At 60.6% G+C, this 13131-nt stretch carries 13 protein-coding genes; 8 read left to right on the top strand and 5 right to left on the bottom strand.

Translation table 11 applies throughout. The features are described from left to right. Positions 1–69: 69 nt before the first annotated feature. From KGA81_RS23055 to KGA81_RS23075, 5 genes are all read left to right on the top strand, one after another. A complete protein-coding gene (locus KGA81_RS23055; protein WP_007974433.1) occupies positions 70–978 on the top strand; it encodes a carbohydrate ABC transporter permease in 909 nt (302 codons plus the stop codon). Continuing rightward, entirely contained in the window at positions 971–1816 is an 846-nt protein-coding gene (locus tag KGA81_RS23060) for a carbohydrate ABC transporter permease (protein WP_108215132.1), read from the top strand. The genes KGA81_RS23055 and KGA81_RS23060 overlap by 8 nt, the downstream gene beginning before the upstream one ends. Positions 1817–1819: 3 nt before the next feature. Further along, entirely contained in the window at positions 1820–2980 is a 1161-nt protein-coding gene (locus KGA81_RS23065) for an ABC transporter ATP-binding protein (RefSeq protein WP_223548777.1), read from the top strand. A gap of 191 nt (positions 2981–3171) precedes the next feature. Further along, positions 3172–4518, top strand: coding sequence for a carbohydrate porin (locus KGA81_RS23070; protein ID WP_223548779.1), 1347 nt, complete (start codon positions 3172–3174; stop codon positions 4516–4518). A 256-nt stretch (positions 4519–4774) separates the two neighbouring features. Further along, a complete protein-coding gene (locus tag KGA81_RS23075) occupies positions 4775–5629 on the top strand; it encodes a D-hexose-6-phosphate mutarotase (RefSeq protein WP_223548781.1) in 855 nt (284 codons plus the stop codon). Between the two features lie 153 nt (positions 5630–5782). Here the strand turns inward: KGA81_RS23075 and KGA81_RS23080 are convergent, their stop codons facing one another. Further along, positions 5783–6643: a MurR/RpiR family transcriptional regulator gene (locus KGA81_RS23080; protein WP_170948639.1), complete on the bottom strand. Its 861-nt coding sequence runs from the start codon at positions 6641–6643 to the stop codon at positions 5783–5785. Positions 6644–6869: 226 nt separating this feature from the next. Here KGA81_RS23080 and zwf point away from each other — a divergent pair, with 226 nt between their 5' ends. From zwf to KGA81_RS23095, 3 genes are read left to right on the top strand one after another with little or no spacing between them, the layout of a single operon-like run. Beyond that, the gene (gene zwf, locus KGA81_RS23085) at positions 6870–8339 is read left to right on the top strand and encodes a glucose-6-phosphate dehydrogenase (protein ID WP_223548783.1); all 1470 of its coding nucleotides are present in this window, start codon (positions 6870–6872) and stop codon (positions 8337–8339) included. Further along, positions 8326–9039 (top strand): 6-phosphogluconolactonase, encoded by a 714-nt coding sequence (gene pgl / locus KGA81_RS23090; protein WP_223548785.1) that lies wholly within the window; start codon positions 8326–8328, stop codon positions 9037–9039. Before zwf ends, pgl begins: the two co-directional genes overlap by 14 nt. Positions 9040–9056: 17 nt before the next feature. Beyond that, positions 9057–9722: a bifunctional 4-hydroxy-2-oxoglutarate aldolase/2-dehydro-3-deoxy-phosphogluconate aldolase gene (locus KGA81_RS23095; RefSeq protein ID WP_008050561.1), complete on the top strand. Its 666-nt coding sequence runs from the start codon at positions 9057–9059 to the stop codon at positions 9720–9722. A 201-nt stretch (positions 9723–9923) separates the two neighbouring features. Here the strand turns inward: KGA81_RS23095 and KGA81_RS23100 are convergent, their stop codons facing one another. The 4 genes from KGA81_RS23100 to KGA81_RS23115 form a co-directional block, all read right to left on the bottom strand. After that, a complete protein-coding gene (locus tag KGA81_RS23100) occupies positions 9924–11105 on the bottom strand; it encodes an aminotransferase class V-fold PLP-dependent enzyme (RefSeq protein ID WP_223548788.1) in 1182 nt (393 codons plus the stop codon). Between the two features lie 19 nt (positions 11106–11124). After that, the gene (locus KGA81_RS23105; protein WP_003227425.1) at positions 11125–11361 is read right to left on the bottom strand and encodes a DUF3820 family protein; all 237 of its coding nucleotides are present in this window, start codon (positions 11359–11361) and stop codon (positions 11125–11127) included. Between the two features lie 70 nt (positions 11362–11431). Next, positions 11432–11902 carry a MaoC family dehydratase gene (locus KGA81_RS23110; RefSeq protein WP_223548791.1) on the bottom strand — a complete coding sequence of 157 codons (471 nt, stop codon included), beginning with the start codon at positions 11900–11902 and terminating at the stop codon, positions 11432–11434. 43 nt (positions 11903–11945) lie between these two features. Then, positions 11946–12890 (bottom strand): alpha/beta hydrolase, encoded by a 945-nt coding sequence (locus tag KGA81_RS23115; RefSeq protein WP_223548793.1) that lies wholly within the window; start codon positions 12888–12890, stop codon positions 11946–11948. Positions 12891–13131: the final 241 nt, after the last annotated feature.

A 13131-nucleotide genomic window follows, 5' to 3' on the forward strand; every position in this document is an offset into this window, starting at 1 on the left:
GAGTTGTCTGGTTCGCTGGCAAGCCAGCTCCTACAGGTTGCTCTTCATTTCTCACACTGGATTATCCCGATGAGCTCTGTGGCGGTTTTCAGCAAAGCCTCACCGTTCGATGCGCTGCAACGCTGGCTACCCAAGTTGGTACTCGCGCCGAGCATGCTGATCGTGTTGGTTGGCTTCTACGGTTACATCATCTGGACGTTCATTCTGTCCTTCACCAACTCCAGCTTCATGCCGAGCTACAAATGGGTCGGCCTGCAGCAATACATGCGCCTGATGGACAACGACCGCTGGTGGGTCGCGAGCAAGAACCTCGCGGTGTTCGGTGGCATGTTCATCGGCATCAGCCTGGTGCTGGGGGTGTTCCTCGCGGTGCTGCTGGACCAGCGCATTCGCAAGGAAGGCTTCATCCGCACCGTCTACCTGTACCCGATGGCGCTGTCGATGATCGTCACCGGTACCGCGTGGAAATGGTTGCTCAATCCGGGCCTGGGCCTGGACAAGATGCTGCGGGACTGGGGCTGGGAAGGCTTTCGTCTCGACTGGCTGGTGGATCAGGATCGCGTGGTGTACTGCCTGGTGATCGCCGCCGTATGGCAAGCCTCCGGGTTTGTCATGGCGATGTTCCTGGCCGGCCTGCGCGGTGTCGATCAATCGATCATCCGTGCCGCGCAAGTCGACGGGGCGAGCCTGCCGACCATCTACCTGAAGATCGTCCTGCCGAGCCTGCGCCCGGTGTTCTTCAGTGCCTTCATGATCCTGGCGCACATCGCGATCAAGAGCTTCGACCTGGTCGCGGCGATGACCGCGGGCGGTCCGGGCTACTCCTCCGACCTGCCGGCGATGTTCATGTATTCCTTCACGTTCAGCCGTGGCCAGATGGGCATCGGTTCGGCCAGCGCCATGCTGATGCTCGGCGCCGTGCTGACCATCCTCGTGCCGTACCTGTACTCCGAGCTGCGAGGCAAACGCCATGACTAATCAACTCGGCAAACCATCGCTCAGCTTCAGCCGTATCGCGATCTACGCCACCCTGTTGCTGGCGGCGGCGGTGTACCTGATCCCGCTGGTGGTGATGCTGCTGACCAGCTTCAAATCCCCGGAAGACATCCGCACCGGCAACCTGTTGAGCTGGCCGACCGTGATCGACGGCATCGGCTGGATCAAGGCCTGGGACGTGGTCGGCGGCTACTTCTGGAACTCGGTGAAGATCACCGTGCCGGCGGTGCTGATTTCCACGTTTATTGGTGCGATGAACGGCTACGTGCTGTCGATGTGGCGTTTCCGTGGTTCGCAACTGTTCTTCGGCCTGCTGCTGTTCGGCTGCTTCCTGCCGTTCCAGACCGTGCTGTTGCCAGCCTCGTTCACCCTCGGCAAGTTCGGCCTGGCCAACACCACCACTGGCCTGGTGCTGGTGCATGTGGTCTACGGCCTGGCGTTCACCACGCTGTTCTTTCGCAACTACTACGTGAGCATTCCGGACGCGCTGGTCAAAGCGGCGCGGCTCGATGGCGCGGGCTTCTTCACGATCTTTCTGAAAATCCTGCTGCCGATGTCGATCCCGATCGTGATGGTCTGCCTGATCTGGCAGTTCACCCAGATCTGGAATGACTTCCTGTTCGGCGTGGTCTTCGCCAGTGGCGATGCCCAGCCAATTACCGTGGCCCTGAACAACCTGGTCAACACCAGCACCGGGGCCAAGGAATACAACGTTGATATGGCCGCCGCGATGATCGCCGGGCTGCCGACACTGCTGGTCTACATATTCGCTGGCAAGTATTTCCTGCGTGGGCTGACGTCCGGCGCGGTCAAGGGGTAGAACATGGCAACTCTCGAATTACGCAACGTCAACAAGACCTACGGCGCCGGTTTGCCGGACACCCTGAAAAACATCGAACTGAAAATCGATGACGGGGAATTCCTGATCCTGGTCGGCCCGTCGGGCTGCGGCAAATCCACGCTGATGAACTGCATCGCCGGCCTGGAAACCATCAGCGGCGGCGCAATTCTGGTGGACGACGCCGACATCAGCGGCATGAGCCCCAAGGATCGCGACATCGCCATGGTGTTCCAGTCGTACGCGCTGTACCCGACCATGAGCGTGCGCGACAACATCGCCTTCGGCCTGAAGATCCGCAAAATGCCCACCGCCGAAATCGACGAAGAAGTCGCTCGGGTTTCCAAGCTGTTGCAGATCGAACACCTGCTCAGCCGCAAACCCGGCCAACTCTCCGGTGGCCAGCAACAGCGTGTGGCGATGGGGCGTGCACTGGCACGGCGGCCCAAGATTTATCTGTTCGACGAGCCGCTGTCCAACCTCGACGCCAAGCTGCGGGTCGAGATGCGCACCGAAATGAAACTGATGCACCAGCGCCTCAAAACCACCACGGTCTATGTGACCCACGACCAGATCGAAGCCATGACCCTGGGCGACAAAGTGGCGGTGATGAAGGACGGGATCATTCAGCAGTTCGGTACGCCGAAGGACATCTACAACAACCCGGCCAACCTGTTCGTGGCGAGCTTCATCGGTTCGCCGCCGATGAACTTCATCCCGCTGCGCCTGCAGCGCAAGGACGGTCGTCTGGTCGCGCTGCTCGACAGCGGCCAGGCCCGTTGCGAGTTGCCTCTGGGCATGCAGGACGCCGGTCTCGAAGACCGCGAAGTGATCCTCGGCATGCGCCCTGAGCAGATCGTCCTGGCCAACGGCGATGCGAACGGTTTGCCGACCATTCGTGCCGAAGTCCAGGTCACCGAACCGACCGGTCCCGACACCCTGGTCTTCGTCAACCTCAACGACACCAAGGTCTGCTGCCGCCTGGCACCGGACGTGGCGCCGGCGGTGGGCGAGACCCTGACGTTGCAATTCGATCCGGCGAAAGTGCTGTTGTTCGATGCCAAGAGCGGGGAGCGGCTGGGGGTGGCCGGCGTGCCGAAAGCCGAGGCGCATGCTGACAACGTCGCACAGTTCAAAGGCAGATAGAGATCAATGTGGGAGCGAGCTTGCTCGCGATAGCGGACTGACATTCAACATCGTTGTCACCTGATACACCGCCATCGCGAGCAAGCTCGCTCCTACAAGGGGGATTCGTGATGCGCGACCTGTCGTGCACCGCAACTGATGTAACCGCGTTAAAAAAGAAAAGTTAATAACAATAAAACGAGGAAGTAGGGATGAAGATGAAGAACAAGGCCCGGTTGATCTGCCAGGTGTCAGCAGCGGCAGCACTGGTTTTGGCCGGCAATGCGATGGCCGCAGAAGCGTTCAGCTCCGATTCCAAGTGGATGACGGGCGATTGGGGTGGCGAGCGTACCAAGCTGATCGAGCAGGGCATCGACATCAAGATGGATTATGTCGGTGAAGTCGGCGGCAACCTGCATGGCGGTTTCAACGATGACAAGACCGCGCGCTACGCCGACCAGTTCGGCCTGGGTGCGGCGCTGGACCTGGAAAAGCTGTTCGGCTGGGATAACACCCAGGCCAAGATCCAGCTCACCAACCGTAACGGTGAGAACATCTCCAACGACCGTATCGGCGATCCGCGTGCCGGCACCTTGAGCTCCTCCCAGGAAGTCTTCGGTCGTGGCCATATGGTCCGTCTGACCCAGTTGTGGATTCAGCATCAGTTCTTCGACAACAAACTGGACGTCAAAGCCGGTTACTTCGGTGAAGGTGAAGACTTCAACACCTTCCCGTGCGAATTCCAGAACCTGGCGTTCTGCGGATCCCAGGTGGGTAACTGGGCCACCAACGTCTGGTTCAACTGGCCGGTCAGCCAGGCCGCGATCCGCGTGAAGTACAACATCAATGACGAGCTCTACGCTCAGATTGGCGCGTACAACCAGAACCCGTCGCAACTGGAACACGGCAACGGCTTCAAGCTCAGCGGCAGCGGTACCGCGGGCACCGTGTTGCCGGTCGAACTGGTCTGGTCGCCGAAGGTCAACAGCCTGCCGGGCGAATACCGTGTCGGTTACTACAAAAGCACTGCCCCTGCCGATGACGTTCTCAAGGACGACAACGGCCAGGACGCAGCGACCACGGGCCAGCCTTTTCGCGTTCACGATAGCAAGCATGGCTACTGGTTCGTCGCGCAGCAGCAACTCACCAGTCACAACGGCGACGCTTCTCGCGGTCTGAACATTGCGGCCAACGCCACCTTCCACGACAAGGACACTAACGTCGTCGACAACTACCAGTCGCTGATGTTCGTGTACAAGGGCCCGTTCGATGCGCGTCCGAAGGATGACGTGGGCATCGGTTTCGCCCGTATCCATGTCAACGATGACGTGAAGAAAAACGCCGAGCTGACCAACGCGGCCAATGGTGTTTCGGAATACGAAAATCCGCTGTTCTCGCCCATTCGTGAAACCGAATACAACTACGAGATCAACTACGGCTTCCACGTGACCAACTGGCTGACCGTGCGTCCCAACCTGCAATACGTCACACACCCAGGCGGCGTGGATGAAGTCGACAACGCGCTGGTGGCCGGCCTGAAAATTCAGTCGGTGTTCTGACGCGTCTGCGATAAGCTTCTCTCCATGTGCGCATATTTGCGGACAGCCATGGCTGTCCGCTTTTTTTTGCGAGGGCTAACAAGACTTGTTGTGTCGAGCGCAACTGTGGCGAGGGAGCTTGCTCCCGCTGGACTGCGCAGCAGTCCCTTTTTTGGGGGCGCTTCGCACCCCAGCGGGAGCAAGCTCCCTCGCCACAAAAATAAGCACAGGCTGTTTGGAGAGATGAGTACACCCATGTTTTTCAGGACCGTGGCACATGCTTGAGCATCCGCTACAACGTTTCTTCAAATCCTTGCGCGAGCGTCCGGTGTTCGCGTGGGAGCGCTATCAGGTGCGCGACGTGCTGGTGATCGATCATCCGCTGTGTCAGGCGGTGTTCAGCCGTCAGGGGGCGCAGTTGCTGCACTTCCAGCCCAAGGGCCAGAAACCCTGGCTGTGGTGCGCGGCCAAATGGCCGCAGGTCGGCGCCATTCGCGGCGGCGTGCCGGTGTGTTGGCCGTGGTATGGCCGGCATCCGAGCGAAAACGCCTGGCCGTCCCATGGCTGGGCGCGCTTGCTCGACTGGAAGCTGCTCGACAGCGACAGTGACGACGATGGCGTGCGATTGCACTGGCAGCTGAAGTTGTGTGACTGGCAGGTGGACCTGCACGCGCACCTGGGGGAACGCATGGAGCTGCGCCTGAGCACCGAGCATCAGGACGACATGCCGTGCCAGTTGAGCCAGGCTTTGCATGCCTACTGGCGTATCGGCGACGTCAGTGAGGTAGCGCTGTCTGGGCTCGAAGGCGCGCAGGGTTACGACCAGTTGAGCCGGCAGGCCTGTCAGCAGGAAGGCGAGTTGCGCGTGGACGGCGGATGTCAGCGGGTGTTCCAGCATGACGGTGAATTGCAGCTCAATGACCACGCCTGGCAGCGGGCATTGTGCATCGATACGGGGGATACGGCCGACACGGTGGTGTGGCATCCCGGCTCGCGGCCATTGCTCGGCGTGACCTGGAACGAGATATCCGAATTTGTCTGTGTCGAAGCGGCGACCGGCGGCACCGACAGCTTGTGCCTGAAGCCTGGGGAGCGGGCGCATTTGAGTTTGCAGGCGCGGGTGGGGGCTTAGCGAAAAGGCGAGGTGTTGCGGGTGACGCTTTCGCTGGCAAGCCAGCTCCTACAGGTTCGCGGTCGGTCGCCTTTTTTGTACTCGACACAAACACTGTAGGAGCTGGCTTGCCAGCGAAGAGGCCGGTTCTTTCAATGCAGATTCAGGCCGGTTTCAATTGAACTCATCCCCCACCGGATACCGGCTGGCATTCAGGCTCTCCTTGATCTTGCGCAGATGCGGCTGGAAATCCACGCCTCGGCGCAAGGTCATGCCGGTGGCGAGCACGTCCAGCACGGTCAGCTGGATGATCCGCGACGTCATCGGCATGTAGATGTCGGTGTCTTCCGGCAGCGGAATGTTCAGGCTCAGGGTGCTGGCCTTGGCCAGTGGCGAGTTCTCGGCGGTCAGGCCAAGCACCGAGGCGCCGTTTTCCCGGGCGATGCGCGCCACTTCCACCAGTTCGCGGGTGCGGCCGGTGTAGGAAATGATCACGAACAATTCACCGGTATGGGCCACCGAGGCAATCATGCGCTGCATCAGCACATCCGCGTGGGCCGTGACGGCCAGGTTGAAACGGAAGAACTTGTGCTGCGCATCCAGTGCCACCGGGGCTGAGGCGCCGAGGCCAAAGAAGTGGATCTGCCGGGCCTGGATCAGCAGGTCGACGGCGCGGCTGATCAGGTTCGGGTCCAGTGCCTGGCAGGCGCTGTCCAGCGAGGCAATGGCGCTGCCGAAGATCTTCTGGGTGTAGGCCTCCGGATTGTCGTCGGCTTCCACTGCACGGCTGACGTACGCGGCACCACTGGCCAGGCTCTGGGCCAATTGCAGCTTGAGCTCGGGGTAGCCGCTGACGCCGAACGAACGGCAGAAGCGGTTGACCGTCGGTTCGCTGACCGAGGCAGCCTGGGCGAGGGCGGCGATGCTGAAGCGGGTGGCCTGCTGCGGGTTGAGCAGGATCACCTCGGCGACTTTGCGTTCGGCCTTGTTCAGCTCTTCAAGGCGATTCTGGATTTGCTCCAGTAAATTTCGCACGCGGTCCATATAAGTATCCTTTACACCTGCGCCGATAGGCGCGCGGCTAATGCAAAAAGGGCCTTTGGTGAGGCCCGTAACGGTGGCCTATCCTACTGATGGCTCCGACCGACCACCACTCGCAATCTGTATTTTGCGAAAATGTTGTGGTTATTACTACATTTTCCCTTGAGTGATGCCTTAAAAAAAGGTATTTGTAGCTTAACTTGATAAAAGAACAAACATCATGCTCTCGATTACGGTTGAACCGTGCACCTTTGCCTTGTTCGGCGCCCTTGGCGACCTGGCCTTACGCAAGCTGTTTCCTGCCCTTTATCAACTCGACGGTGCAGGCCTGTTGCACGAGGACACGCGCATCATCGCGCTGGCCCGTGAGGCTGGCAGCGAGCAGGAACACCTGGCATTCATCACCTCCGAGCTGCGCCGTTATGTCGGTGCCAAAGAGCTGGACGAAGCCGTGCTCGAGCGTTTCCTGGCGCGCCTGAGCTACCTGCACGTCGACTTCCTCAACTCCGAGGATTATGTGACCCTGGCCGAAGTCGCCGGCACCGCACAGCGAGTCATCGCCTACTTTGCGACCCCGGCCGCCGTGTATGGCGCGATTTGCGAGAACCTGGCCAAGGTTGGCCTGGCGGAAAACACCCGCGTGGTGCTGGAAAAACCCATCGGTTCGGACCTGGAGTCCTCGCGCAAGGTCAATGACGCCGTGGCGCAGTTCTTCCCGGAGAACCGTACCTACCGCATCGACCACTATCTGGGCAAGGAAACCGTCCAGAACCTGATCGCCCTGCGTTTCGCCAACAGCCTGTTCGAAACCCAGTGGAACCAGAATTACATTTCCCATGTGGAAATCACCGTGGCCGAGCAGGTCGGCATCGAGGGCCGCTGGGGTTACTTCGACAAGGCCGGTCAGCTGCGCGACATGATCCAGAACCACCTGCTGCAACTGCTCTGCCTGATCGCCATGGACCCGCCGGCCGACCTGTCCGCCGACAGCATCCGTGACGAGAAGGTCAAGGTGCTCAAGGCCCTGGCGCCGATCAGCCCGGAAGGCCTGACCACCCAGGTGGTGCGTGGCCAGTACATCGCCGGCTACAGCGAAGGCAAAGCAGTGCCGGGGTACCTGGAAGAACCTAACTCCAACACCCAGAGCAATACCGAAACCTTTGTCGCCCTGCGCGCCGACATCCGCAACTGGCGCTGGGCCGGCGTGCCGTTTTACCTGCGTACCGGCAAGCGCATGCCGCAGAAGCTGTCGCAGATCGTCATCCACTTCAAGGAACCGTCGCACTACATTTTCGCTCCCGAGCAGCGCCTGCAAATCAGCAACAAGCTGATTATCCGCCTGCAGCCGGACGAAGGCATTTCCTTGCGCGTGATGACCAAAGATCAAGGCCTGGACAAAGGCATGCAGCTGCGCAGCGGTCCATTGCAGCTGAATTTTTCCGACACCTGGAGCAGCGCACGGATTCCCGATGCCTACGAGCGGTTGTTGCTGGAAGTGATGCGCGGCAATCAGAACCTGTTTGTCCGTAAAGATGAAATCGAAGCCGCGTGGAATTGGTGTGACCAGTTGATCGCCGGGTGGAAAAAATCCGGTGATGCGCCCAAGCCGTACGCGGCCGGGTCCTGGGGGCCGATGAGCTCCATTGCTCTGATCACGCGGGACGGGAGGTCGTGGTATGGCGATATCTGATTTGAAACTGCCGCAGGGTGTCAGCGCCCATGCGTTCAAGAGCCCGGTGCTGCTGGCTGAAGGCCTGGCGCTGAACGTGGCGAAAAAACTGAGCGACGCGATCGAAGCCCAGGGCTCTGCGACCCTGGTGGTGTCCGGTGGTCGCAGCCCGGTGGCATTTTTCCAGCACCTGGCCAAGCAGGCGCTGGACTGGTCGAACGTGGTGATCAGCCTGGCCGACGAGCGCTGGGTGCCGGTGGAGCACGCTGACAGTAATGCCGGCCTGATCAAGCGTTACTTGCTGCAAGGCCCGGCGGCCAAGGCGCAATTTTTGAGCCTGTACAGCGCCAGTGCCAACCTGGAACAGGCGGCCGAGCAGGCCGACCGTTTGCTGTCGGAGTTGCCGGCGATCGACGTGCTGATCCTCGGCATGGGCGATGACGGCCACACCGCGTCGCTGTTCCCCAACAGCCCGAATCTTGACGAGGCTTTGAAAGTCGACGGCACTCGTCGTTGCTGGCCGATGCTGGCGCCGACCGTGCCGCGTCAGCGCCTGACCATGAGCCGGGCGCTACTGGCCTCGGCCAAACATAAAATCCTGTCGATTTCCGGTTCGTCCAAGCTGTCCACCCTGAGTTTCGCGCTGGCCGGTGACGATGTCACCGAAATGCCGGTGCGCGCATTTCTGCAACCCACGTTAGAGATTTACTGGTGCCCATGAGCCAAGGAACAGCCGCTATGACAAACCCATCCCCGACCGTTTCCATGGCGGACAAAGTTGCCCTGATCGACAGCATCTGCGCGAAAGCGCGGATCCTGCCGGTGATCACCATCGCCCGCGAGCAGGACGTTCTGCCGTTGGCCGACGCCCTCGCGGCCGGTGGCCTCACGGCCCTGGAAGTGACCCTGCGTTCGCAATTCGGCCTCAAGGCCATCCAGATCCTGCGTGAGCAGCGTCCGGAACTGGTGACCGGTGCCGGCACCGTGCTCGATCGCCACATGCTGGCGGCGGCCGAAGCGGCCGGCTCGCAATTCATCGTCACGCCGGGCATCACCCGTGACCTGCTGGAAGCCAGCGTCGCCAGCCCGATTCCACTGTTGCCAGGCATCAGCAATGCCTCGGGCATCATGGAAGGCTACGGCCTGGGGTATCGCCGCTTCAAGCTGTTCCCGGCCGAAGTCAGTGGCGGCGTCGCGGCCATCAAGGCTTTGGGCGGCCCGTTCGGCGAAGTGAAATTCTGCCCGACCGGCGGCGTGGGCCCGGCCAATATCAAGAGCTACATGGCGTTGAAAAACGTCATGTGCGTGGGCGGTAGCTGGATGCTCGATCCGGAGTGGATCAAGAACGGCGACTGGGCCCGCATTCAGGAATGCACTGCCGAGGCTTTGGCGCTGCTGGACTGATCGCTTCACCTGACACTCGTTGTGTGTTCTACGGCTTTACGGTGCGCTTGGTCGGTGCACCGTTTTTTTTTGCCCGCGAAAAGTCACGGCAATTAATACCTGTAGGAGCGAGCTCGCTCGCGAAAAACTTCCAGGCACCGCTGGCTATCGGGTTCCCGCGTTATCGTTCACGACCATCGCGAGCGAGCTCGCTCCTACAGGTCAGCACAATTGCGTCAGCGCCGTGGTCAGCCGCGTCATGTGCTCGGCGGTGGTGGTCAGCCCCGGAGTGATCCGGATGCACGGGCCGCACGCCGCGCCAGTGCGTACCACGGTGAACAGGCTGTAGTCCTTGAGCAGCCGCTCGACCATCGCCTGCTGATCGGTCTGTGCGATGAAACGCATGGACGTGATGCCGCAGTACAGTCGCGGGTCATCCGGGGTCAGGACTTCGATGCCCGGTAGTTCGCGCACGGGGCGGACCCACAGGTTGCGCAGGTAGTTGAGCCGAGGACCCTTGGCCGCCGCGCCCCCCATCGCCCAATGCTCCTCGAGCACCAGCGGCAGGGTCAGCAACGCCGGAATGTTCGGTGTGCTGTACGGCATACGGGCACGGATGTCAGTGACCGGGAAATGCATCTCGCCCATGTCCGGATCGATATCGGCCAGGTGTTCGGGGGCGATGTAGATAAAGCCGAGCGTCAGCGGTGCACCGATCCACTTGTGCAGGTTGTAGCCGGCGAAAACGATGCCCAGATCAGGCAGGTCGAATTCGAACTGACCGAGGGCATGGGCACCGTCGAGGATGACGTCGATGCCGTGTTCCTTCGCCGCGGCTGCAATCGCCTGCACCGGCATCACCAGGCCCGTGCGATGGGTGACGTGGGTCAGGGCCATCAGCTTCAGCCGTGGGTGTCGTGCGAAGCTTTCTCGGTAGGTATTGAGCAGGCTGTCGAAGGTTGCCGGGTGAGTGTGTTCGATCTCGATCACTTCCACACCGCGATTACGCGCCAGCCAGCGCATGGCGCCTTTGACCGTGTCGTATTCCAGATCGCACACCAGCACCTGATCGCCGGGCTGGAGCCGGTTGTAGTTGCGGATCAGCGACTGCAAACCTTCCGACGCGTTGCGGGTCAGGGCGATGCTGTCGGCGGGTACGCCTATCAACCTGGCCAGTTGCGCGCGGATCTTCAGGCTGTCGCCCTGTTCGAAGCGCTGGCGCACATAGACCGAATTGCTGCGGTTGATCAGCTCGATGTTGCGCTGGTATTCCTCGACCACCGTGCGCGACATGCGCCCGAAGTAACCGTTCTCCAGGTTGAGCGGGCCGGGTTCGACATCGTAGCGATCGGCAAAGGTTTGCCAGAAGGCTTCATCACGGGCGCGGCGGGTGTTGTCGGGCATGGGGCACTCGGTAGGGAATTCAGTGGCGGGGGGCCGGTTTGCCGTGTTTGGCGCGCAGCGGCTCGAGCAAGTCCGACAAACCGTTGTGATCGATTTCCTGCATCAGGGCCAGCAGGCCACCCAACTCGCCATGGGGGAAACCCTCCCGGGCGAACCAGTTCAGGTAAGGGCCGGGCAGATCGGCAATGATTCGACCCTTGTACTTGCCGAAGGGCATTTCGCGGGTGATCAGCAGTTCGAGCTTTTCAGGATTCATCGATCGATCGTCTTGATTCAGTCAGTCTGGAAAATACAGGCATTGCGACAAGCCCCCTCGCCACAGAGAGTCAGCCGATGCTGATCTCCGGCAGCGTGGTCAAGGTCACGCTCTGTTGCTTGCGTGGCGCGAGGATTTCCGCCTCGCCATCCACCACCAGTTCATCGCGCTGGTTGAACACGCGGGTGGCAATGCGTACGCGAAACTTCGGCAGTTTTTCGAGGATTTCCAGGCGCACGGTCAGGGTGTCGCCGATCTTCACCGGTTTCTGAAAGCTCATTTGCTGGCCGAGGTAGATGGTCCCCGGTCCAGGCAGTTCGCAGGCGACCGCCGCGCTGATCAACGCGCCGCTGAACATGCCGTGGGCGATGCGCTCCTTGAACATGGTGCTGGCGGCGTAGTCGGCATCCAGGTGCACCGGGTTGTGATCGCCGGACATTGCGGCGAACAACTGAATGTCGCGCTCTTCGACGGTCTTGCTGAAACTGGCGGTCTGGCCGACTTCGAGGGCTTGGTAAGGGGTGTTGGTAACCTGGGTCATCTATCTCGATTCCTGTGACGAATTAAAAAATTCACAAAAAAAACTATTCGGAGCGGTGCGGCCGAGGAGCGCTCAAGGCCTGTGCGATCCAGTTCAGCACGTCGGCGATGATTTCATCGCGATTGCTTTCGTTGAACAGTTCGTGCCGCGCCTGGGGGTAAACGGTCAGTTGCAGGTGCCGGCTGCCGGCCGCCCGCAGTGCGTCGGCCAGATCCTTGAGACGTTTGCCTTCGCTCACCGGATCACATTCACCGCCAATCACCAGCAGCGGCAGGCCCGGGTCGATCTGGGCGAGATTGGACGCTTTGCTGATTTGCTGCAAGCCGCCGAGCAAATCGATCCACAGCTGATTGGTGCAGCGAAAGCCGCAGAGCGGGTCGTTGACGTACAGATCGACCTGCGCCGGATCTCGGCTGAGCCAGTCGAACGGCGTGCGTGCCGGTTTGAATTTTTTGTTGAACGAGCCGAACGACAGCCACTCGATCAATGCACTGCGTCCTTTGGGTCCCTGGCGCAGGCGTTCGAGACGGGCGATTTGCCGTGCCGCGCGATAAAGCGCCACAGGCTGGAAGTTCGAGCCGCTGAGGATTGCCCCGTGCAGGCTGGCACTGTGGTGCAGCAGGTAGGCCTGGGCGATGTAACTGCCCATGCTGTGGCCGAGCAGCACGATCGGTACGCTGGGGTGCTGCTGGCCGATGTGCTGGTTGAGGCAGGCCAGGTCGCTCACGACCTTGCACCAGCCATCGTCATCGGCGAAATGCCCGAGTGTCCCGTTTTCGGCAGTTTTGCCATGTCCACGCAGGTCCGGCGCACACACGCCATAGCCCTGTTCACAGAGTTTTTGCGCCAGGGGGCCATAGCGACCACTGTGCTCGGCCATGCCGTGGGCCAGCAGAATCATTGCCTTGAGGCTGCCGTCGGGTAGCCACTGGTTGACGAAGAGGCGGCTGTGGTCGCTCGTGGTCAGCCAGAAAGTGTCGTGGATCATGGCGGTTCCTTTGCATGAGGCTGCCTGGTCGCAAACAGCTCGTTGCAGTTTATAGCGCATCCTTGGCTGGGCGTCTGATCAGCCTACGCCACGGCAAGAAGATTCATACGGTCAATGACGGTCGTGGGCACATTTGCCTGCTACGTCATAACTGCTAGTGTCCGTGAAGCCCCGTTTTTTGCATTTTTTTGAAAAATGACAGAAAAGCGGCCCCGGATAGACTCAGGTAAAGAGGACAAGA

This window comes from Pseudomonas sp. A-B-19 (assembly GCF_019947515.1).
GTDB lineage: Bacteria > Pseudomonadota > Gammaproteobacteria > Pseudomonadales > Pseudomonadaceae > Aquipseudomonas.